This window comes from Pontibaca methylaminivorans, assembly GCF_900156525.1.
Taxonomy (GTDB): domain Bacteria; phylum Pseudomonadota; class Alphaproteobacteria; order Rhodobacterales; family Rhodobacteraceae; genus Pontibaca; species Pontibaca methylaminivorans.
On record NZ_FTPS01000001.1, the window covers coordinates 1,860,556 to 1,882,458 of the forward strand.

Sequence of the window (21,903 nt, forward strand, 5' to 3'; positions counted from 1 at the left end):
AAGGCGGGTCTCGGCCAGGTTGCAGGCTTTCACGTCGCAGGCTTTCGCGCAGCATGATCGACAACAACGGGATGCCATCCGATGAAACGTAGAACCAGCCTCGTGGCCATTCTCGGCGCCGCCGCGATGGCGCTTGCACCTGTGCCCGGCCTTGCGCAGGACGGGCCGATCCGGATCGGGGAAATCAACCATTTCAAGCGCATGGCCGCCTTTGCCGAACCCTATCGCAAGGGGCTCGCGCTTGCGGTCGAGCAGATCAACGAGGGTGGCGGCGTGCTCGGCCGTCCGCTCGAGGTGATCTATCGCGACGATCAGGCCGAGCCGGGCGAGGCGATCAGGATCGCCGAGGAACTGATGACCCGCGAAGGCACGGTGATGCTGACCGGGGCGATCCTGTCGAATGTGGGGCTCGCGCTCAGTTCGCTCGCGGCAAACCGCGGTTATGTCTATCTCGCATCCGAGCCGCTGGCCGATGCGCTGGTCTGGGAAAAGGGCAATGACTGGACCTTCCGCCTGCGCACCTCGACCTACATGCAGGCGGCGATGCTGGCCGAAGAGGCGGCAAAGACCGACGCGGTCCGCTATGCGACGATCGCGCCCAACTATGCCTATGGCAAGGATGCCGTCGCGGCCTTCAAGGAAACGCTCACCGCGCTGAAGCCCGAGGTCGAATTCGTCGCCGAGCAATGGCCGCCGCTGTTCAACATCGACGCCGCCGCCGAGGTGCAGGCGCTGGAGCGCGCGAAGCCGGACGCGATCTATAACGTGACCTTTGCCGGGGATCTCGGGAAGTTCATGCGCGAGGGCAACATGCGCGGCCTGTTCGAGGGGCGCGAGGTGTTCGGCCTGCTTTCGGGAGAGCCGGAATACCTTGATCCGGTGGGGGCCGAGGCGTCTGAAGGCTGGGTCGTGACCGGCTTTCCCTGGTACGATTTCGACGAAGGCCCCAAGGGGGATTTCGTCCGCGCCTACGAGGCCCGCTGGAACGACTATCCCCGCAACGGCTCGATCGTCGGCTACAACACCGGACTGTCGATCGCCGCGGCGATCGAGCGTGCCGGCTCGACCGAGCCCGAGGCGCTGCGCGAGGCATTCATCGGGCTGACGCTCGACACGCCGGTCGGCGAGATCACCTATCGCGAGATCGACCATCAATCGACCATGGGCGCCTTCGTCGGCACCACCGCGCTGCGCGACGGCAAGGGAGTGATGGTCGATTGGGAATATCGCGACGGGGCCGATTACCTGCCGGCGGACGACGTGGTGCGCAAGCTGCGCCCCGAGGGCTGAGCGGGGCGGCGCGCGCATCGTGGGGCCGCTTCTTGCACAGCTTCTGACCGGGCTTGCCGATGCCAGCGCGCTGTTCCTGGTCGCGTCGGGCCTGTCGCTGATCTTCGGCGTGACGCGGATCGTGAACTTTGCGCATGGTTCGTTCTACATGCTCGGCGCCTTCATCGGCTATTCGCTGATGCAGGCGCTTCCGGGCGCGGTCGGGTTCTGGGCGGCGGTCCTGCTCGCGGCGCTGGCGGTCGGGCTGATCGGGGCGCTGGTCGAAATGCTGGTGCTGCGCCCGATCTATCGCGCGCCCGAACTTTTCCAGCTGGTCGCCACCTTCGGCGTGATCCTCGTCGTGCAGGATCTGGCGCTGATGATCTGGGGGCCGTCCGACCTCTTTGGCCCGCGCGCGCCCGGATTCGACGGTGTGCTGCGGATCATGGGAGAGCCGGTGCCGGAATATGACCTCGTGCTGATCGCGGTGACGCCGCTGGTCGCGCTCGGGCTCTGGTGGCTGATCGCGCGCACGCGGCTTGGCGTTCTTGTCCGTGCCGCGACGCAGGATCGCGAGATGGTCTCGGCGCTCGGCGTCAACCAGCGCTGGCTGTTCACCGGGGTGTTCGCGCTCGGCTGTGCGCTGGCGGGGCTTGGCGGGGCGGTGCAGCTTCCCAAGGGGGGGGCCGATCTCCTGATGGATTTCAACATCCTTGCCGCGGTCTTTGTCGTGGTGGTGATCGGCGGCATGGGGTCGCTGCCCGGCGCCTGGCTGGCGGCGGTGCTGGTGTCGGTGCTCAATGTGTTCGGCGTGACCTATCTGCCGCAGAGCACGCTTGTGCTCATGTTCGTGGTGATGGCGCTGGTGCTGATGATCCGCCCCTGGGGGCTGCTCGGGCGGGCCGAGGTCGCGGGGGACCACGGCCAGCCCGGCGCGCCCGAGCGCCCGATCCGCCCCGCATCCGCGCGCGTCCGGCTGCTGGTCGCGCTCGGGTTAGGGGCGCTGGCGTTGCTGCCGGCCCTTGCACCGCCGTTCATCGTCACACTGGCCAGCGACATCCTGATCTTCTGCCTTTTCGCCGCCTCGCTGCATTTCCTGCTGGGGCAGGGGGGGCTCATCAGCTTCGGCCACGCGGCGTTCTTCGGCGGCGGTGCCTACGGGGCGGCGCTGCTCGTGCGCCATGCCGGCAGCCCGATGGAGCTTGCCCTGCTGCTCGCGCCGCTCTGTGCGGGGCTTCTCGCGCTGGTGTTCGGCTGGATCTGCCTGCGGCTGCGGGGCGTCTATTTCGCCATGCTGACGCTGGCCTTTGCGCAACTGCTCTGGAGCATCGCGCATCAGTGGACCGGAGTGACCGGCGGCGATGACGGCATGGTCGGCATCTGGCCCGCACCCTGGGCCGCGCCGCGGGCGGTGTTCTTCTATCTCGTGCTCGTGCTTGCGGTCGGGGGCATTCTCGTGCTGCGCCACCTTGCCCACGCGCCCTTCGGCTACGGGTTGCGGGCGGCGCGCGACAGCCTGCGCCAGGCCGAGGCGACGGGAATCAACACGCGGGTCGTGCAATGGATCGCCTTTGCCATTGCCGGGGCCATGGCGGGGCTGGCCGGGGGGCTGTTCGTCTTTGCCAAGGGCAGCGTCTTTCCCAACGAACTCGAGATCGCGCGCTCCTTCGATGCGCTGATCGTGGTGTTGCTCGGCGGCGTCAAGACGCTGTCCGGCGGCGTCGTCGGCGGTGCGGGTTTCGCGGCGGTCGAGGATCTGCTGGGGCGGTTCGAATACTGGCGCCTTGCGCTCGGGCTTGTGGTCATTGCCGTGGTGATCCTCTTTCCCGAAGGGATCGTCGGTTCGCTGCGCAACCTTGCCGACCGGCTGCGCGGCCCCGCCCGCGAGCGGGAGAATTCCCCATGACCGCGATGATGACCACCATGCTTTCGGTGCGCGGCCTTGCGCGGTCCTTCGGCGCGATCCGGGCGGTCGATGACCTGTCCTTCGACCTTGCCCGGGGCGAGATGCTGGCGCTGATCGGGCCGAACGGGGCGGGCAAGAGCACCTGTTTCAACATGCTGACCGGGCAGTTGCGACCCGACCGGGGGCAGGTTCTGCTTGAGGGCATCCCGATCACCGGCCTGCCGCCGCGCCGGATCTGGCGCCTTGGCGTCGGGCGCACCTTTCAGGTGACGGCGACCTATCTTTCGATGACCGTCGCGGAGAACGTCCAGATGGCGCTGATCTCGCATCACCGCCGCCTGTTCAACATGATCCGGCGGGCGCACAGGCTTTATCGTGACGAGGCGCGCGCGCTGCTCGATCTGGTCGGGATGGGCGATCAGGCCGGGCGCGCGGCGGCGACGCTGGCTTACGGCGATCTCAAGCGGCTTGAACTCGCGGTTGCGCTCGCGCATGGGCCGCGGCTTTTGCTGCTGGACGAGCCGACCGCCGGCATGGCGGCGGGAGAACGCGCCGCGCTCATGCGGCTGGTCGCGCGCATCACCCGCGAGCGCGGGCTGGCGGTGCTGTTCACGGAACACGACATGGAGGCGGTATTCGCCCACGCGAGCCGCATCATGGTGCTGAACCGGGGCCGGCTGATCGCGGAGGGCACCGCCGGGGAAATCCGCGCCGACCCGCAGGTGCAGGAGGTCTATCTGGGCGGCGGAACGCTTCTTGCACGCAGCGGAGGGGGCGGGGCATGATGCTTGACCTTGCCCATGTCAGCGCCTTTTACGGCAAGGCGCAGGTGCTGCACGATCTTTCCTTTACGGTCGGGCAGGGGCAGGTGGTCGCGCTGCTCGGGCGCAACGGCGCCGGCAAGACGACGCTGCTCAAGACCATCATGCAGATGATCGCCCCGCGCCCGGGGCGGGTGCGCTTTCAGGGCCGCGACATCACCGGCTGGCCGCCGCACCGGGTGGCGCGGGCGGGGCTTGGCTATGTGCCCGAGGAGCGGCGCATCTTCACCGATCTGAGCGTGCTTGAAAATCTTGAGGTCGGGCGCCAGCCGAAGCGGGACGGGGCCGCGCACTGGAGCACCGAGCGCCTGTTCGACCTGTTCCCCAACCTTGCCGAGCGCCGCCGCAACCGGGGCCGCGAGCTTTCGGGGGGCGAGCAGCAGATGCTCGCGATCGCGCGCACGCTCATGGGCAATCCGTCCTGCGTGCTGCTGGACGAGCCGTCCGAGGGCATCGCGCCGGTGATCGTCGAGGACATGGCGCGGGCGATCCTGGAACTGCGCGTGCAGGGGCTGACGGTGCTGCTGTCCGAACAGAACCTGTATTTCGCCCGTGCGGTGGCCAGCCATGCGCTGGTGCTGGACCGCGGCAGCCTGCGCTTCAGCGGCAGCCTGGCCGAACTCGACGCGCGCCCGGAACTCAGCGCTGCGTGGCTTGCGGTATGACGCCGCCGCAATCACCGTGCGGGACCGCGCAGCCGCCTTGCGCCGCACCGCGCGGGGCTTTACATGCTGCGCCATGAGAGTGCCGCTGCCCTTCGTCAAGAAACCGCCGCTGGTCGCGGTGCTGCGCCTGCAGGGCGGCATCGGCACTTCGGGGCGCATGACGCTCAGCGCCGCGCGGATCGCGCCGCTGCTGGAAAAGGCGTTCCGCAGCGGCAGGCCCGCGGCCGTCGCGCTCGAGATCAACTCGCCCGGCGGATCGCCGGTCCAGGCCTCGCTGATCGGCGCGCATATCCGCGCCCTCGCCGAGAAAAACAGGATCCCGGTGCTCGCCTTTGTCGAGGATGTCGCCGCTTCGGGCGGTTACTGGCTGGCCACTGCGGCGGATGAGATCTGGGCGGACGAGAGTTCGATCATCGGCTCGATCGGGGTCATTTCCGCCGGGTTCGGCGCGCATGAATTCCTTGCCCGGCACGGGATCGAACGCCGGGTGCACACGGCCGGGCGCTCGAAATCCATGCTCGACCCGTTCCGCCCCGAAAACCCGGAGGATGTGGCGCGGCTCGACGCGACGCTGGACCAGGTGCACCGGAATTTCATCGCCCATGTCCGGGCCCGGCGCGGCGCGCGGCTGGACGAGGCGGCCGACCTTTTCACCGGCGACATATGGCTTGGCCGGAAGGCGCAGGAGCTTGGCCTGATCGACGGCATTGCCCATCTCGTCCCCAAGCTGCGCGAACGTTTCGGCGACAAAGTGCGGCTGCGCCGGTTCGGCCAGAAACGCCCGCTGCTGGCGCGGCTCGGGGCGGAGACGGCACAGGGCATGCTGGCCGGGCTGGAGGAGCGGGCGGCCTTTGCCCGCTTCGGGCTCTGATGATCGTCAAGATCGTCCTTCTGTTCCTGATCGGCTTTGCGGCCCTCGCCATGTTCGGCAAGCTGCGCCTGCCGGGGCAGGCCCGGCGACGGGGACGGCGGCAGGCCCTGCGCTGCCCCTCCTGCGGGCGCTATCGCATCGGCCGCGGGCGCTGCCCTTGCGAAGACAACGGCCACGGGTGACGATCCCCGGCCGGCAAGAGGCCGATTCGACAGCAAGAGGGAGATCGCGACGATGAACAGGGCACTGGTCACGGGGGCGGGAAAGCGGCTTGGCCGGGAAATGGCGCTTTGCCTCGCGCGGCGCGGTTTTGACGTCGCGGTGCATTACGCAAGTTCGAAATCCGGCGCCGAAGAGGTCGTCGCCGAAATTCGCGCGCTCGGCCAGCAGGCGGTCGCGCTGCAGGCCGACCTGACCGTGGACGAACAGACCGCGGCGCTTCTGCCCGCGGCTGCAGAGGCGCTCGGCGGGCCGATCGACTGCCTTGTGAACAATGCGTCGATCTTTGACAACGACACGCTCATGACCGCGACCCGCGAGACATGGGACCGCCACATGCAATGCCACCTGCGCGCGCCCTTCCTGCTGATCCAGGCGCTGGCGGCGCAGGGGTTCGAACCGGAAACGGACGAAAACGGCGAACCGCTCGCAACCGCGCTCGTGGTCAACATGGTCGATCAGAGCGTGCGCAAGCTCACCCCCGGATTCATGACCTATACCCTGTCCAAGGCCGCGCTCTGGACCCTGACGCAGACCGCCGCGCAGGCGCTCGCCCCGGCGATCCGGGTGAACGCGATCGGCCCCGGCCCGACCATCCGCGCCACCCGCCAGCGCGAAGAGCATTTCGCCGCCCAGCGTGCGGGCACCGTGCTGCAGCGGGGCTCGAACCCGTCGGATATCGTGGCTGCGCTGGCCTATTTCCTCGATGCTCCCGCCGTGACCGGGCAGCTTCTGTGTGTTGACGGCGGACAGCACCTCGGCTGGCAGACACCGGACATTCCCGACCACCTCTGACGTGCCGGACGCGTTAACTTTTGCACCGGTCCCGGCGCGGCGCCGTCCCGGGCTGGAATCTGCGTTTGGATTCATCACCTTGCCGGAACCTGCGGGAAATATTCAGGTTTTCCAGTGGCTTGAGAATTTGCGCAAAATCTGTGCGATTTGGCGAAGTTGATCGAATAGAAGGGAAATTCCGGATCGGCCAAGAATTATCTCCAGGGTTATCCACAGGAACGGTGGATTTGTCCGGGCTTGATTCCGGCGACCCGAGATTGCAGCCGGCACCGGGGAATCATATCTCGGGGCCATGACCGAAATGCCAGAAACCGGGGCCGGAACAGAGGCCGGGAGCGAGAGCGCGCCGCTCAGGGGCTATACCTGTATCCAGTCCTATCTGCACCGGCTCGAATCCTCGCCGGGCGTCTATCGGATGCTCGATGCGCAGGCGCGGGTGCTCTATGTCGGCAAGGCGCGCAATCTGCGGGCGCGGGTTTCGAGCTATGCCCGCCCGGGCCATTCGCATCGCATCGAGCGGATGATTTCCGAAACCGCCTCGATGATGTTCCTCACCACCCGCACCGAGACCGAGGCGCTGCTGCTTGAGCAGAACCTGATCAAGCAGCTGAAGCCGCGATACAATGTGCTCCTGCGCGACGACAAGAGCTTTCCCAATATCCTCCTGACCGGAGATCATCCCTTCCCGCGCATCGTCAAGCACCGCGGCGCAAAAAAGCAGAAAGGCACCTATTTCGGCCCTTTCGCCAGCGCATCGGCGGTGAACCGGACGCTGAACCAGCTGCAGAAGGCGTTCCTGCTGCGCAACTGCACCGATTCCTTTTTCGCCAACCGCAGCCGCCCCTGCCTGCTTTACCAGATCAAGCGCTGCTCGGCGCCCTGCGTCGGGCATATCGGCGAAGGCGACTACGCGCGTTCGGTCCGCGACGCGGTGCGGTTCCTCGAGGGCCGTTCGAGCGACATCCAGGAAAAGCTGGCCGGAGAGATGCACGCGGCTTCGGATGCGCAGGAATACGAACGCGCCGCCGCCCTGCGCGACCGCATCCGTGCCCTGACCCAGGTGCAGAGCGCACAGGGCATCAATCCCCGCACCGTGGCCGAGGCGGATGTGATCGCGCTCCACCTCGAGGCCGGACAGGCCTGCGTTCAGGTGTTCTTCATCCGCGCCCACCAGAACTGGGGCAACCACGATTTCTATCCGCGCACCGGCGACGGGGCCGAGGCCGCCGAGGTGATGGAGGCCTTTCTCGGCCAGTATTACGACACCCGTGAGGCACCGCGGCAGGTGATCCTGTCGGACGCGATCGAGAATGCCGATCTCATGCAGCAGGCCCTGTCCGACAAGGCCCGGCATCGGGTCGAACTCGTCGTGCCCCGGCGCGGTGAAAAGGCCGAACTGGTCGCCGGGGCGCTGCGCAATGCCCGTGAATCGCTTGGCCGCCGCATGGCCGAAAGCGCGACCCAGCTGCGCCTGCTGCGCGGGCTTGCCGATACCTTCGGCCTCGACGCCCCGCCCGCGCGGATCGAGGTCTATGACAACAGCCACATCCAGGGCAGCGATGCGGTCGGGGCGATGATCGTGGCCGGCCCGGACGGATTCCTGAAAAGCCAGTACCGCAAGTTCAACATCCGCGGCGACGACCTGACCCCGGGCGACGATTTCGGGATGATGAAAGAGGTGCTGTCGCGCCGCTTCCGCCGCCTGCAGAAGGAAGACCCCGACCGCGACCGCGGGCTCTGGCCCGATCTGCTGCTGATCGACGGCGGCGCCGGGCAGGTCGGCGCGGTGGCCGCGATCCTGGGCGAACAGGGCATCTCGGGGATCCCCGTGATCGGCGTCGCCAAGGGGATCGACCGCGACGCCGGCAAGGAGGAATTCCACCGCCCCGGCAGACACCCCCTCGCGCTGCGGCGCAACGATCCGGTGCTCTACTACATCCAGCGCCTGCGCGACGAGGCGCACCGCTTCGCCATCGGAACCCATCGCGCGCGTCGGGCAAAGGCCGTGGGCGCGAACCCGCTCGACGATATTCCCGGGGTCGGGGCCCGGCGCAAGCGCGCGCTCCTGTCCCATTTCGGCTCGGCCAAGGCGGTCGCCCGCGCGGGCCTTGCCGATCTGAAGGCCGTCGAGGGGATCTCCGACGCGCTCGCGGAAACCATCTACGATCATTTCCACGACCAGGGCTGAGCGCGACCGCGCATTCTTCTGGCGGGAAATATCCCCGCCGGAGGCTCTGCCCGAAGGGCAGATCGTGCGGGGCAGGGCCTTGCTGCAGGGGGCGGCGCGAAAGCGGCGCGGGGCGGCCACGACACCGCTTCCAGTTCCCGCGCGCGCGCTGTAGATTGCCGCCATGACATGGACCCTCCCCAATATCCTGACCGTGCTGCGCCTCCTGGCGGCGCCGGGGCTTGCGGTCATGTTTCTTTATTTCCATCGGCCCTGGGCGGACTGGTTCGCGCTCATGCTGTTCGTCGGCGCCGCGGTGACCGACTGGTTCGACGGGCATCTGGCGCGCAGCTGGAAACAGGAAACCCGCCTCGGGACCATGCTCGACCCGATCGCGGACAAGGCAATGGTGATCATCGCGCTGATGGTGATCGTCGGCTATTCGTCCATGTCGGCCTGGCTCGTGCTGCCGGCGACGGTGATCGTGTTCCGCGAGGTCTTCGTCTCGGGGCTGCGCGAATTCCTGGGCAATGTGGCCGGCACGCTCAAGGTGACGCGGCTTGCGAAATGGAAGACCACGGTGCAGATGATCGCGATCGCGGTGCTGTTCGCGCAGGGCATATTCGAGCATTTCCTGGCGCTTGCGGCCGAGGGCATGCCGCCGGCCGAACTCGACGCGATCCTCTCCGGCACGGGGGCGGATCCGGAGGGGTTGCGCTGGAAACTGGCGGGGATGGAATGGTGCGGCCATGTCGGCCTTGCGCTGCTCTGGCTGGCGGCGGTCCTTACATTGCTGACCGGCTGGGATTACCTTCGCAAGGCGTTGCCACATCTCAAGGAGGGCTGACCATGGGTATCCCCGATTTCGACGTTCTCTATTTCGCCTGGGTGCGCGAGCGCATCGGCCTGCCGCGCGAGCGGATTTCCAGCACTGCCGGCACGGTCGGCGATCTGGTGGCCGAACTGCGCAGCCGCGAGGACCGCTATGCCGCCGCATTCGCCGACCTTTCGGCGCTGCGCGTTGCCGTGGATCAGGAACTGGCCGATTTCGACGCCCCGCTTGCGGGCGCGCGCGAGGTCGCGTTTTTCCCGCCCATGACCGGTGGATAAGATGCGCGTCCACGTGCAGCCGGGCGATTTCGACCCGGGGGCCGAGCTTTCCGCCTTCGGCCGGCGCGCCGGTGTGGGCGCGGTCGTGAGCTTTACCGGCATCGTGCGCGACAACGGCACCGGCACGCTCGAGGCGATGGAGATCGAACATTACCCGGCCATGACCGAAAGCGCGATCCGGCGCATCGCCGAGGCGGCGCAGGCGCGCTGGGCGCTGGCCGATCTGCTTGTGATCCACCGTTTCGGGCGGCTCGCGCCGGGGGCGCGGATCATGATGGTCGCGACCGCAAGCGCCCACCGCGCCGCCGCGTTCGCGGCTGCCGAATATCTGATGGATTACCTGAAATCCCGCGCGCCGTTCTGGAAGAAGGAAATCACCGCACAGGGCGGTGAATGGGTCGCCGCGCGGAACGAGGACGAGGCCGCGCTTGCCCGCTGGCGCGACGGCGCCGGCAAGGCACCCGGGCCGGGATCAGGGATCTGACCGCTCGATGCGGGCGCGCAGTTCCGCCGCCTCGCGCCGTGCCTCGCGCAGCCCTTCCATGGCGGCGCGCAGTTCCGCCTCGGTCTGGCCGATCTGGGTGGTGAGTTCGGCCTCGCGCTGCTGGTGATAGGTAATGGCGCGGTCGCGGGCCTCTTCGGCCTCGTGCAGTTCCTGGCTCATGCGGTCGAATTCCCCCACATCGCTGGCCCGCACCCGGGTAAAGCGATGCACGAGCCAATGCGCGAACCAGCCGAGCGCGAAGGCCACGAACAGGATGATCGCCGTGGTGATGATGAACTCGGGTCTGTTCATTGGCCGTTCTCTCCTGCTTCGTCGTCCTGGTTGTCGCTTTCGCTTTCGCTTTCGCTTTCGCCGTCATCGGCGCCATCTTCTGCGCCATCGGCCGCGTCGTCACTGATCAGCTGGAACTCGATGCGGCGGTTTTCCTCGCGGCCTTCTTCGGTGCCGTTGTCGGCGATCGGGCGCGAGGCGCCATAGCCCACGGCCTTGAAGCTTCCGGTCAGGATGCGGCGGGCACGCAGTTCGGCAAGAACCGCGTCGGCGCGTTCCTGGCTCAGCCTCAGGTTCATTTCCTCGCGTCCCTGGCTGTCGGTGTGGCCCTGGATTTCCAGCGGCATCTCGCCGCAGCGATCCAGAACCTTGACGATCGCGCTCATGGTCTGGCGCGACGCGCCGGATATGGTGGCCGCGCCCGGCTCGAAGGTGATCTTGCCGCCGCGCTGGATCTTGGCAAGCTGGGCCTCGCATTCCTCGGGCGAGGGTGCCTCGGTGCGGATCACCTCGGATTCGCGATAGGTGATGGCAAGATCGAAATTGCCGCTTTCGCCCAGCTTTTCGGCCAGAAGCTGGGACACTTCCGACCGCGCCTCGGGCCGCTCCGAGACCCCCGTGACCGTCACCGCATCCGGTCGGACCGTGACCGAACCCTCGACCAGCTTGGACAGCGCCTCGAGCCCGGTCAGAACCCGCACCGGCCAGTCGTTCGGCAGGTTTTCGACCTGGCGCGTGGCGGTATAGACATTGGACGAGCCGAAACTCGCGCGTGCATAGCTGTCGGCCATTTCGCGCAGGGCCGCATCGTTCAGCCGGCCGCGCAATTGCGCCTTGCCCTCGGCATCGAGCGAGGCGGTGAATTCGGGCGGGCCCTCGCCCTCGGCGTCGGATTGCGACAGGACCGCGTTCAGCGCAAAGACATCGGGCAGGGCGGTTTCAAGTTCGCCCATCACCCGGTCGAACCGGGCCGATTCGATAGAATCGCTTGCGACCAGCGTGATGTCGGCATCCGAGAAGGTCACGCTTCCCTCGCCAAGCTTGGCCAGCGCCTGGATGCCGGCCTCGGCGGCCTCGGCCCAGCGCGGCGAGGGCACGCCCATGCCGACCGTGCAGCGCGCGCCGTCCTCGAGCCCGGCCGCCTCTGCCGCGGCAAGGATGCGCCTGGCCGCGGCATCGGTATCGGCCGAGCAGGAATCGAAGCGCGCGCCGTCCTCGTCGATCAGGAATCGCAGGGTAAAGGGCGTGATCACCGGCCGCGGCGCGCTTATGTCGAGCACGAGATCGACCCCCGCCGGGGTCATGCGCGACAGTTCCGCCTGGAGCGCGGATTTCTCGGGGGCGCTGTCCGAAATCGCCGTGATGGCGACGCGCTCGGAATCGACCGACACCTTGGCACGGGGGAGCTTTTCGAGCGCGGTGAGCGCAAAGTTCAGGGACCGCTCCCAGCCCTCGGGCACCGGATAGGCCGCGGTTTCCAGAAGGTCGGTCACCTGGCTGTCGCCGGCCATGCGGGTCAGCCGCGCAACCAGCGCAGTGCGGTCCGAAGCCGCCGGGACAAGGCCGATGATGGAAATTCCGCTGTCATTTCGCAGGATTTCGGCAAGGAAATGCGGCGGGGTCAGATCCTCGGCCGGGGTGATCTCGATGCGGTCGACCACCCGCGCCGCATCGACCACGCTACCGGCGATGCTGAGTGCGGCGAAATGCTGCGCCTCGTCCGGCGCCGTGCCCAGAAGCACGACCTGCAACCCGTTCGCCGTCACCTCGGCCCAGCCGAAGGAGGATTCGTCGAGCGCGCGGCGGGTTTCGATCTCGGCGGTGCGCTCGATCGCGCCGACAGCGAACTGCGCGGCCACGAGGCAGAGCATCGCGGCAAGGGCGAAGGTGAGCGGGACGATGGCGGATGCCGACAGGCGGTTCTTCACGAGGGGCTCCTCCGGGCTGGCAGGGCCTCTTAACGCCGCCGGCCCGCAGGATCAATCAAAGCAGCAGGGCCAGCAGGAAGGGAATGAGCGGAATGAAGCCGGTGTCGCGATTGGCGCGGAACAGGCGCAGCATCCGCACCTCGTTGGTATGGTCGAAACCGCGCAGTTGCCAGGCCATATGCCAGCCCATGGCCCAGGGACCGGCAAGCGCCACCACCAGCGCAAGCGGACCCGCCCCCGGAACCATGGCCATGATGATCGCGATCGCCATCAAGGTGACCACCGCGACGAGGAAATAGCCAAGCCAGCGCGCGGTATCGTCCCCGAACAGGAGCGCGGTCGATTTCACGCCGATAAGCGCGTCGTCTTCCTTGTCCTGATGGGCATAGATCGTGTCATAGAACAGGGTCCAGAAAATCCCCGCGACATAGAGCACCAGCGCCGGCCAGCCGAGGCTGCCGGTATGGGCGGTCCAGGCCAGCAGCGCCCCCCAGTTGAAGGCAAGGCCCAGAAAGATCTGCGGCCAGTAGGTGAAGCGCTTGGCAAAGGGATAGATCGCGACCGGCACCAGCGCCACCAGCCCGAGCAGGATCGCCGCGCCGTTGAAGCTCAGCAGGATCAGCAGCGCAACGAGCGCCTGCGCCCCCATCCACGCAAGCGCCTGTTTCACGCTGACCTGTCCTGACGGCAGCGGGCGCGAGCGGGTCCGGGCGACGCCCGCGTCGATCTCGCGGTCGGTGATGTCGTTCCAGGTGCAGCCGGCCCCGCGCATCAGCCAGGCCCCGACCGCGCAGCCGAGCGCGATCCAGAGATCGCCCCAGCGCGGGCTCTGGTCATGCAGCATGGCAAGCAGGAGCCCCCACCAGCAGGGCAGCAGCAAAAGCCAGGTGCCGATGGGGCGGTCGGCGCGGCTCAGCCGCAGATAGGGGCGCAGGCCGGGCGGTGCGTGCCGGTCCACCCAGTTGTTGCTTGCATCAAAGACCCGGCCGGCGGGCGAAGTCTCTGGCCTCGGAGAATTGCCTTGCATATGTAATCCTGCATGAGTGCGAAGATCAGGCTTCATGTAGAGCATCCGCTGGCCGAGGGGCAACCGCTGCCGCTTGATCGCGAGCAGGCGCATTACCTGTTCACGGTGATGCGGCTGGAACCGGGCGCGCGGGTTCTGCTGTTCAACGGGCGCGACGGCGAATGGCTGGCCGAGGTCAGTGAGGCGGGCAGGCGGGGCGGCACCCTGACCGCGCTGGCCCGGACCGCGCCGCAGCGCATGCCGCCCGATGTCTGGCTCTGCTTCGCGCCGCTCAAGAAGGCGCGCACCGATTTCATCGTCGAAAAGGCGGCCGAGCTCGGTGCCGCGCGCATCCTGCCGGTGCAGACCGATTTCACCAATGCCGAACGCATCCGCCGCGACCGGCTGCAGGCCCATGCGCGCGAGGCGGCGGAACAATGCGGCGGCACTTACGTGCCCGAGGTGGCGGAGCTGCGCCCGCTTGCGGCGCTGCTTGGCGACTGGCCGCGGGGGCGGCGGCTCATGTTCTGCGACGAAAGCCGCGCCGGCCCGGCCAGCGTGCTCGAGGGCGAATCGCGGGGCGCCTGGGCGATCCTGATCGGACCCGAGGGCGGGTTTTCGCAGCCCGAGCGCGCGCGGCTCCTTGCGTTGCCCTTTGCCCGTGCGGTCAGCCTCGGGCCGCGGATCCTGCGCGCCGATACGGCGGCGGTCGCCGCGCTCACGCTCTGGCAGCAGGCGCTCGGGGACTGGGCATGAGCTTCATCCGGCCCGAGGCGCGCGCCGCGCTCTGGCGCTGGCGCGAGGTGCTGGCGGGCGGGGGCGTTGCGCTTCTGGGGGCAAGCTGGGCGCTGGGGCCGCGCGGGCTTCTTGGCTGGGTCGGCTGGGCGCTGATCCTCGCCGGCGTGGCGCTGGTCGTCATCGGCATCCAGCGCGGGCGCTTTCGCACGGGCGGCGGCGGGCATGGCGTGGTGCAGGTGGACGAGGGGCAGATCACCTATTTCGGCCCGCTTTCGGGCGGGACGGTGGCGGCGCCGGCGCTCGAGCGGCTGACGCTCGATCCGACCGCGCGCCCGGCGCACTGGCTCCTGGAGCAGCCGGGGCAGCCGGTGCTGTTCATCCCGGTCGATGCCGAGGGGGCCGAGGCGCTGTTCGACGTCTTTTCCACGCTGCCGGGGCTTCGCACCGAACACATGCTGGCCGAACTTCGCCGTGGTCGCCGGCCGGTGGTGATCTGGGAGCGCGCGAGCCAGCGCTTGCCGGAGGTGCCCCTGCACTGATGCGCTGCCGCATCATTTTGCCAACCGGTCACAGCGGCGGGCGGATCGACGGGTTGGATTGACAGTCGGGCCGATCCGCAGCAGTTGTGATTCCGTTGCATAGGTGAACAGCGGAGCTTGCGCCATGTCCATCCCTCAATCCGGCGGCGGCCTGATCGAAAGCACCGATCAGCTTGCCGAATATCTGGCCGATGGCTGCAAACCCGAGGCCGACTGGCGCATCGGCACCGAGCATGAAAAATTCGGCTATTGCAAGGATACGCTGATGCCGATTCCCTACGACGGGCCGCGTTCGGTGAATGCGATGCTCGAGGGGCTGCGCGATGCCCATGGCTGGGCGCCGGTGCTCGAGGCGGGAAAGCTGATCGGGCTGGAAAAGGGGCTGGCGAACATCTCGCTCGAACCCGGCGGGCAGCTCGAACTTTCGGGCGCGCCGCTCGAAACCATTCACGAGACCTGCGACGAGGTGAACCAACATCTGCGCGAGGTGCGCGATGTGGCCGAGCGTATAGGCGTCGGGTTCATCGGGCTTGGCGCCGCTCCGATCTGGACCCATGAGCAGATGCCGATGATGCCGAAGGGGCGGTACCGGCTGATGACCGATTACATGGATCGCGTCGGCACCATGGGCAAATCCATGATGTATCGCACCTGCACCGTGCAGGTGAACCTGGATTTCGGCTCCGAGGCCGACATGGTGCAGAAATTCCGCGTCGGCCTTGCGCTGCAGCCGGTGGCGACGGCGCTGTTCGCAAATTCGCCCTTCTTCGAGGGCCGGCCCACGGGGCTGAAAAGCTGGCGCTCGCGGGTCTGGCGCGACCTTGATGCCGACCGCACCGGGATGCTGCCCTTCGTCTTTGACGAAGGTTTCGGATTCGAAGCTTACGTCGATTACGCGCTCGATGTGCCGATGTATTTCGTTTACCGTGACGGGGCTTACATCGACGCGCTGGGCCAGTCCTTCCGCGACTTCCTGCGTGGCGAACTGCCGGCGCTGCCCGGTGAAAAGCCGATGCTTTCGGACTGGGCGGACCACCTGACGACGATCTTTCCCGAGGTGCGCATCAAGCGCTTCATGGAGATGCGCGGCGCCGATGGCGGCCCCTGGCGGCGGCTCTGTGCGCTGCCGGCGCTCTGGGCCGGGCTGCTTTATGATCAGAACAGCCTCGATGCGGCCTGGGATCTGGTCAAGGGCTGGGATGCGGACACCCGCGAGGAACTGCGCATCGCGGCCAGCAAGGACGCGCTTCAGGCGCAGGTCGGGCGCATCAACATGCACGATCTCGCGCGCGAGGTGCTGGCGCTGTCCGAGGCCGGATTGCGTGCGCGGGCGCGGCAGGGCGCGGGGGGCCTCGTGCCGGATGAATCCCATTTCCTCAACACGTTGCAGGAAAGCGTCGAAACCGGGCGCGTGCCGGCGGACGAGTTGCTGGCGCATTACAACGGCGACTGGGACGGCGACCTGACGCGGATTTATGCGGGTTACAGCTACTGAAGCCCCGGCCTGTCCGGCCGATTGCGCCGGGCCTCCGGCGCGGTGCCTGACGCACATGTCACCGGTGGCGGAGTCATGAATCGACCGGCCCCGCAAGAGGCCGGCCGTCTGTCGCAGAACTGATGCCGGCCCGCAGCTTCCTTGGGGGCGCTGCGAGCCGCCTTGTCAGCTTACCGTGCGGCGATCTGCTTGGCTTTTTCCACCAGCACTTCGGCCTGGCGGATCGACGCGTAGTCGATCAGGCGGCCGTCGAGCGACACGGCACCCTTGCCGGCGGCCTCGGCTTCGGCCATGGCCTCGAGGATGCGCTTGGCACGGGTGACTTCGTCATCCGAGGGGCTCATCACTTCGTTGGCGAGCGCGATCTGGCTCGGGTGGATCGCCCACTTGCCTTCGCAGCCGAGAACGGCGGCACGGAAGGCAGCGGCGCGGTAGCCTTCTGGATCCTGGAAGTCGCCATAGGGGCCGTCGATCGGGCGCAGGCCGTTGGCGCGGCAGGCGACGACCATGCGGGCGATCGCATAGTGCCACATGTCACCCCAGTGCACGTCGCGGTTGCCGCTTTCGTCGGCGTCGGTCAGCACGGAATACAGCTTGTTCACGCCGCCGATCACCGTGGTGCGGGCATGCATGCTGGCCGAATAGTCGGCAACGCCGAAGTGGAGGCTTTCGTTGCGCTTCGAGGCGGCAGCGATCTCGTGGACGTTCTGCATCCCGAGCGCGGTCTCGATGATATGTTCGAAGCCGATGCGCTTCTTGTAGCCTTTGGCATCCTCGATCTGGGTCACGAGCATGTCGACGGCATAGACGTCGGCGGCGGTTCCGGTCTTCGGAACCATGATCAGGTCGAGCCGCTCGCCGGCCTGTTCGACCACGTCCACCACGTCGCGATACATGTAGGGAGTGTCGAGCCCGTTGATTCGGACCGACATGGATTTCTTGCCCCAGTCGATCTCGTTCAGGGCCTTGATGATGTTCTTGCGGGCCTGCGCTTTCTCGTCCGGTGCAACCGCGTCCTCGAGGTCGAGGAAGATTACGTCGACGTCAGAATCCGCAGCCTTTTCAAACATTTGCGGCTGGCTGCCGGGAACGGCAAGTTCGCTGCGGTTCAGGCGGGGAGGGGCTTGTTCGATGGCATGAAAACTCATGTTTTTCGCTCCTGTCAGGGCTCGGGTTGATTTGCGCAAAGCAATTCGAGAAATCCGTTTACTGTCAAGAAATATTTTTTTCGCCTTTTCCCGGGTCCGTTTTCGGGGCCCGTTCCCGGTCGGCGCCGGGGCGCGCTCCGGTGTCAGCGGCGCGCTCAGCGGGGCGGGTTGTCCTGCGGCGCCGGTCCGCCCGGCAGGCGGCTGCGGTAGTAGAAGGCGATGGCCTGGGCGCGGTTGCGGACCGAGAGCTTTTCGAACAGGTTCGAGAGGTGGAACTTGACCGTGTTGATCGAGATGTCGAGTTCCCTGGCCAGTTCGCGGTTGGTCAGCCCCTTGGACAGCGCCTCGAGCATGGCGCGTTCGCGCCGCGACAGGGTGTGGATCGGATCCTTGCGCAATTCGCGCACGTCGAGGAACGGGAACACCATCTTGCCCTCGGCCACCGCCGCGCAGGTGTCGAGCAGCCCCTCGACCGGCCCGCTGCGCGAAACGAATCCCGCGGCGCCGGCGGCCATGGCTCCGCGATGCGAATCGGCGCTTTCATCGGCATAGACGACCATGCGCGGCGCCTTTTCGTGTTCGCGCAGCACCTCGAGCAGGCGCGCCCCCCCGAGCACCGGAAGATTCCAGTCGATCACGCCGACCTGGACCGGCACCCGCATGACCGTGGCGAGGAATCCCTCCGCGGTGGCGGTGGTCGCCACCAGCGAGAATCGCCGGTCGCGTTCGAAAACCGTGGACATGGCCGAGCGCACGAGCGGGTTGTTGTCGGCAAGCATGATCTGGATCGCAGGCGGAGAGTTCCTAAGCATATGATAAAAAAGCCTTTCCCATTTTTTCCCTACCCATTCGGATGGGGTGTTATTGGTATACAAAGGCATTCTTACCATTATGGGTGGGGAATCCACCACCCATTTAGATGCCCAAAAGCAGCATTAAGGAATGTTGCGCGGATTGACCGCGGCGTGTTCAGATATTACCAGCGGAATCGACCGACAGGGAACCGACGTCTTGAATCAGACCACGATCATCACTCGCCGCGCCTCCGCGCCCGTGGCCCCGGCTCGACTGGCCGGTGCCGGGTGCCTTGCGTGTCGCGGCCGGCGGGCGGTGTGCGCGACGGTTCGCCTGCGGTCCGGGTCATCCGCACGGCGGCATGACGCAATGCGCCAAGCCACCGGAGGAATGCGAATGCCCATTGCGATGCACGCCCTGTGCTGACGCGGCATTCCTGACCAGCAAACAGCTCCGATCAATGTCAGACCGAAAGGACGGACCATGGATATCCATGAATATCAGGCCAAGGAAATACTAAGCAGATTTGGGGTCGCGGTGCCTGCGGGTGCGCTTGCCTACAGCCCCGAACAGGCTGCATATCGCGCACGCGAACTCGGCGGAGAGCGCTGGGTCGTCAAGGCGCAGGTCCATGCGGGTGGCCGCGGCAAGGCCGGCGGCGTCAAGGTCTGCGACTCCGACGCCGAGGTCCAGGACGCGGCCGAGGAAATGTTCGGCCGCAAGCTCGTGACGCACCAGACCGGCCCCGAGGGCAAGGGCATCTACCGCGTCTATGTCGAGGCCGCGGTGCCGATCGCCAGCGAAATCTACCTTGGCTTCGTCCTCGACCGCTCGAGCCAGCGGGTCATGATCGTGGCCAGCGCCGAGGGCGGCATGGAGATCGAGGAAATCTCGGCCGAGCGTCCCGAGAGCATCGTGCGCGCCACGGTCGAGCCGGCGGTCGGCCTGCAGGAATTCCAGTGCCGCGAGATCGCCTTCAAGCTTGGCATCGCGCCCGGCATGGTGCAGCAGATGGTGCGCACGCTGCAGGGCTGCTTCCGCGCCTTCACCGAACTCGACGCGACCATGGTCGAGATCAACCCGCTCATCATCACCGGCGACGACCGCATCATGGCGCTCGACGGCAAGATGACCTTTGACGACAACGCGCTGTTCCGCCACCCGCAGATTGCCGAGCTGCGCGACAAGTCGCAGGAAGACCCGCGCGAAAGCCGCGCCGCCGACCGTGGCCTGTCCTATGTCGGGCTTGACGGCAGCATCGGCTGCATCGTGAACGGCGCCGGCCTCGCCATGGCCACCATGGACACGATCAAGCTCGCCGGCGGAGAGCCCGCGAACTTCCTCGACATCGGCGGGGGCGCATCGCCCGAGCGGGTGGCCAAGGCGTTCCGCCTCGTGCTGTCGGACAAGAACGTGCAGGCGATCCTCGTCAACATCTTCGCCGGCATCAACCGCTGCGACTGGGTCGCAGAGGGCGTGGTGCAGGCGCTGCGCGAGGTGCAGGTGGATGTGCCCGTGGTCGTCCGGCTGGCCGGCACCAACGTGGAGGAAGGGCAGAAGATCCTCGCCGAGAGCGGTCTGCCCCTGATCCGCGCCACCACGCTGATGGAGGCCGCCGAGCGCTCCGTCGAAGCCTGGCAGAGCGAACAGGCCCAAAACACTCAAGTGAGGACCAACTGATGAGCATCTATCTGGATCGCGACAGCAAGGTTGTTGTGCAGGGGATCACGGGCAAGATGGCCCGGTTCCATACCAAGGACATGCTGAATTACGGAACCAACGTCGTCGCCGGCGTCGTGCCCGGCAAGGGTGGCGAAAAGGTCGAGGGCGTGCCGGTCTTCAACACCGTGAAGGAGGCCGTCGAGGCCACCGGCGCCAACTCCTCGCTGATCTTCGTGCCGCCGCCGGCCGCTGCCGACAGCATCATGGAAGCCGCCGACGGTGGCATCCGCTTTGCCGTCTGCATCACCGACGGGATCCCGGCGCAGGACATGATCCGCGTCAAGCGCTACATGTATCGCTATCCCCGCGAGCGCCGCATGGTGCTGACCGGCCCCAACTGCGCCGGCACGATCAGCCCCGGCAAGGCGCTGCTCGGCATCATGCCCGGCCATATCTTCCTTGAGGGGAACGTGGGCATCATCGGCCGTTCGGGCACGCTCGGCTATGAAGCCGCGGACCAGCTCAAGGCGCTCGGCATCGGTGTTTCGACCTCGGTCGGCATCGGCGGCGACCCGATTAACGGCTCGTCCTTCCGCGACATCCTCGAGGAGTTCGAGAAGGATCCCGAGACCGACGTCATCTGCATGATCGGCGAAATCGGCGGACCGCAGGAAGCCGAAGCTGCCGATTACATCAAGCAGCATGTGAAAAAGCCGGTGGTTGCCTATGTGGCAGGTCTGACCGCACCCAAGGGCCGCACCATGGGCCACGCGGGCGCGATCATCTCGGCCTTTGGCGAAAGCGCCAGCGAAAAGGTCGAGATCCTGACCGCCGCCGGCGTGACCGTGGCCGAGAACCCGGCCGTGATCGGCGAGACCATCGCTTCGGTGATGAAGTAAGAGGAGTGCCGCGATGGCCGGCAAGCCGAGGGTATTCGTAACCCGGCGCTGGCCCGCGGCCGTCGAGACCGGGCTGACCGAGCGGTTCGATGCGGTGCTGAATACGGACGACCGTCCGCTGGCACCCGAGGAACTCCGGTCAGCCCTTTTGTCTTTCGATGCCCTGCTGCCGACCGTAACCGACGCGATCGGCGGCCGGGTGCTCGATCTCGAGGCCCCGCGCGCGCGGATCATCGCGAACTTCGGCGCCGGTTTCGGCCACATCGACCTTGCGCGGACGCGCGAGCTCGGGATTGCTGTCACCAATACCCCCGATGTGCTGAGCGATTGCACCGCCGACCTGGCCATGATGCTGCTGCTGATGGTGGCGCGCCGGGCCGGGGAAGGGCTGCGCGAGATCGCGGAGCACCGTTGGAGCGGCTGGCGCCCGACCCACATGATGGGCCGCCGGGTGTCGGGCAAGGTGCTTGGCATCATCGGTTTCGGCCGTATCGGGCAGGCGGTGGCACAGCGCGCGCATCACGGGTTCGGCATGGACATCCGCGTGCAGAACCGCTCGCCCGTGGCCCCCGGGGTGCTGGCGCGCAGCGGCGCGCGGCAGGTGGACAGCGTCGAGGCGCTGCTGCCCGGTTGCGATTTCGTCACGCTGCACTGTCCGGGCGGGGCGCAAACGCGGCATCTGATCGACGCAAAGCGCCTTGCACTGATGAAACCGGGGGCGATCCTCGTCAATACCGCGCGCGGCGAGGTGGTGGACGAGGCGGCGCTTGCCCGTGCGCTTTCCACGGGCGCGCTTGGCGGGGCGGGGCTTGACGTGTTCGAGGGCGAGCCGTGCATCAATCCCGCATTGCGCGCCTGCCCGAACCTCGTGATGCTGCCGCATCTTGGCAGCGCGACGCTTGAGACGCGCGAGGCGATGGGGTTCCGCGTGATCGAAAATCTTGAGGATTTCTTTTCGGGGCAGCGCCCGCGCGACCGCATCGCCTGACCGGACCCCCCACTATACTATATATACCCGTGTCGCGTGACCACATATCGCCCCGCCTGCGCCGGCAGCGCATACTATATAATATAGTATGCGCCTGTCCCATGCGC

Annotated in this window: 22 protein-coding genes; 17 read left to right on the forward strand and 5 right to left on the reverse strand. The window is 67.1% G+C overall.

The window, feature by feature from the left end:
* The first annotated feature begins 81 nt into the window (after positions 1–81).
* From B0B01_RS09095 to B0B01_RS09145, 11 genes are all read left to right on the forward strand, one after another.
* The gene (locus B0B01_RS09095; RefSeq protein WP_076649567.1) at positions 82–1,290 is read left to right on the forward strand and encodes an ABC transporter substrate-binding protein; all 1,209 of its coding nucleotides are present in this window, start codon (positions 82–84) and stop codon (positions 1,288–1,290) included.
* A 19-nt stretch (positions 1,291–1,309) separates the two neighbouring features.
* The gene (locus B0B01_RS09100; RefSeq protein ID WP_076649568.1) at positions 1,310–3,175 is read left to right on the forward strand and encodes an ABC transporter permease; all 1,866 of its coding nucleotides are present in this window, start codon (positions 1,310–1,312) and stop codon (positions 3,173–3,175) included.
* An 8-nt stretch (positions 3,176–3,183) separates the two neighbouring features.
* Positions 3,184–3,960 carry an ABC transporter ATP-binding protein gene (locus tag B0B01_RS09105; protein ID WP_076650149.1) on the forward strand — a complete coding sequence of 259 codons (777 nt, stop codon included), beginning with the start codon at positions 3,184–3,186 and terminating at the stop codon, positions 3,958–3,960.
* Positions 3,960–4,661 carry an ABC transporter ATP-binding protein gene (locus tag B0B01_RS09110; protein ID WP_076650148.1) on the forward strand — a complete coding sequence of 234 codons (702 nt, stop codon included), beginning with the start codon at positions 3,960–3,962 and terminating at the stop codon, positions 4,659–4,661. Before B0B01_RS09105 ends, B0B01_RS09110 begins: the two co-directional genes overlap by 1 nt.
* Before the next feature lie 73 nt (positions 4,662–4,734).
* Positions 4,735–5,532 (forward strand): S49 family peptidase, encoded by a 798-nt coding sequence (locus tag B0B01_RS09115; protein WP_076649569.1) that lies wholly within the window; start codon positions 4,735–4,737, stop codon positions 5,530–5,532.
* Complete coding sequence (locus B0B01_RS09120; protein WP_076649570.1) at positions 5,532–5,714, forward strand: hypothetical protein; 183 nt, start codon at positions 5,532–5,534, stop codon at positions 5,712–5,714. The genes B0B01_RS09115 and B0B01_RS09120 overlap by 1 nt, the downstream gene beginning before the upstream one ends.
* 43 nt (positions 5,715–5,757) lie before the next feature.
* Positions 5,758–6,546, forward strand: a complete 789-nt coding sequence (locus B0B01_RS09125) for an SDR family oxidoreductase (protein ID WP_268802044.1) — start codon at positions 5,758–5,760, stop codon at positions 6,544–6,546.
* 301 nt (positions 6,547–6,847) lie between these two features.
* Entirely contained in the window at positions 6,848–8,734 is a 1,887-nt protein-coding gene (gene uvrC / locus B0B01_RS09130) for an excinuclease ABC subunit UvrC (protein WP_234967780.1), read from the forward strand.
* A gap of 163 nt (positions 8,735–8,897) precedes the next feature.
* Positions 8,898–9,560 (forward strand): CDP-diacylglycerol--glycerol-3-phosphate 3-phosphatidyltransferase, encoded by a 663-nt coding sequence (gene pgsA / locus B0B01_RS09135; protein WP_076649573.1) that lies wholly within the window; start codon positions 8,898–8,900, stop codon positions 9,558–9,560.
* A 2-nt stretch (positions 9,561–9,562) separates the two neighbouring features.
* The gene (gene moaD / locus B0B01_RS09140) at positions 9,563–9,823 is read left to right on the forward strand and encodes a molybdopterin converting factor subunit 1 (protein ID WP_076649574.1); all 261 of its coding nucleotides are present in this window, start codon (positions 9,563–9,565) and stop codon (positions 9,821–9,823) included.
* A gap of 1 nt (position 9,824) precedes the next feature.
* Positions 9,825–10,307: a molybdenum cofactor biosynthesis protein MoaE gene (locus B0B01_RS09145; RefSeq protein WP_076649575.1), complete on the forward strand. Its 483-nt coding sequence runs from the start codon at positions 9,825–9,827 to the stop codon at positions 10,305–10,307.
* On the opposite strand, the gene B0B01_RS09150 is transcribed toward B0B01_RS09145, so the two are convergent.
* Genes B0B01_RS09150 through ubiA form a run of 3 tightly spaced genes read right to left on the reverse strand, consistent with a single transcriptional unit; the run spans position 10,296 to position 13,553 of the window.
* On the reverse strand, positions 10,296–10,619 hold the full coding sequence (locus B0B01_RS09150) for a hypothetical protein (protein ID WP_076649576.1): 324 nt from the start codon (positions 10,617–10,619) through the stop codon (positions 10,296–10,298). The genes B0B01_RS09145 and B0B01_RS09150 overlap by 12 nt on opposite strands.
* Complete coding sequence (locus B0B01_RS09155) at positions 10,616–12,526, reverse strand: OmpA family protein (protein WP_234967736.1); 1,911 nt, start codon at positions 12,524–12,526, stop codon at positions 10,616–10,618. Before B0B01_RS09155 ends, B0B01_RS09150 begins: the two co-directional genes overlap by 4 nt.
* 55 nt (positions 12,527–12,581) lie before the next feature.
* Positions 12,582–13,553, reverse strand: a complete 972-nt coding sequence (gene ubiA, locus B0B01_RS09160; protein ID WP_076649577.1) for a 4-hydroxybenzoate octaprenyltransferase — start codon at positions 13,551–13,553, stop codon at positions 12,582–12,584.
* A 12-nt stretch (positions 13,554–13,565) separates the two neighbouring features.
* On the opposite strand from ubiA, the gene B0B01_RS09165 reads away from it, so the two are divergent.
* The 3 genes from B0B01_RS09165 (at position 13,566) to B0B01_RS09175 (ending at position 16,304) form a co-directional block, all read left to right on the forward strand.
* Complete coding sequence (locus tag B0B01_RS09165; RefSeq protein WP_076649578.1) at positions 13,566–14,288, forward strand: 16S rRNA (uracil(1498)-N(3))-methyltransferase; 723 nt, start codon at positions 13,566–13,568, stop codon at positions 14,286–14,288.
* Positions 14,285–14,809, forward strand: coding sequence for a hypothetical protein (locus B0B01_RS09170; protein WP_076649579.1), 525 nt, complete (start codon positions 14,285–14,287; stop codon positions 14,807–14,809). The genes B0B01_RS09165 and B0B01_RS09170 overlap by 4 nt, the downstream gene beginning before the upstream one ends.
* 124 nt (positions 14,810–14,933) lie before the next feature.
* Positions 14,934–16,304 carry a glutamate--cysteine ligase gene (locus tag B0B01_RS09175; protein ID WP_076649580.1) on the forward strand — a complete coding sequence of 457 codons (1,371 nt, stop codon included), beginning with the start codon at positions 14,934–14,936 and terminating at the stop codon, positions 16,302–16,304.
* A 170-nt stretch (positions 16,305–16,474) separates the two neighbouring features.
* On the opposite strand, the gene B0B01_RS09180 is transcribed toward B0B01_RS09175, so the two are convergent.
* On the reverse strand, positions 16,475–17,452 hold the full coding sequence (locus tag B0B01_RS09180; protein WP_076649581.1) for an HpcH/HpaI aldolase/citrate lyase family protein: 978 nt from the start codon (positions 17,450–17,452) through the stop codon (positions 16,475–16,477).
* 155 nt (positions 17,453–17,607) lie between these two features.
* A complete protein-coding gene (locus tag B0B01_RS09185) occupies positions 17,608–18,264 on the reverse strand; it encodes a response regulator transcription factor (RefSeq protein ID WP_234967737.1) in 657 nt (218 codons plus the stop codon).
* Positions 18,265–18,730: 466 nt separating this feature from the next.
* On the opposite strand from B0B01_RS09185, the gene B0B01_RS09190 reads away from it, so the two are divergent.
* From B0B01_RS09190 to B0B01_RS09200, 3 genes are read left to right on the forward strand one after another with little or no spacing between them, the layout of a single operon-like run.
* Entirely contained in the window at positions 18,731–19,927 is a 1,197-nt protein-coding gene (locus B0B01_RS09190) for a malate--CoA ligase subunit beta (RefSeq protein WP_076649583.1), read from the forward strand.
* A complete protein-coding gene (gene sucD / locus B0B01_RS09195; RefSeq protein ID WP_076649584.1) occupies positions 19,927–20,808 on the forward strand; it encodes a succinate--CoA ligase subunit alpha in 882 nt (293 codons plus the stop codon). Before B0B01_RS09190 ends, sucD begins: the two co-directional genes overlap by 1 nt.
* Positions 20,809–20,821: 13 nt before the next feature.
* The gene (locus B0B01_RS09200; RefSeq protein WP_076649585.1) at positions 20,822–21,796 is read left to right on the forward strand and encodes a 2-hydroxyacid dehydrogenase; all 975 of its coding nucleotides are present in this window, start codon (positions 20,822–20,824) and stop codon (positions 21,794–21,796) included.
* Positions 21,797–21,903: the final 107 nt, after the last annotated feature.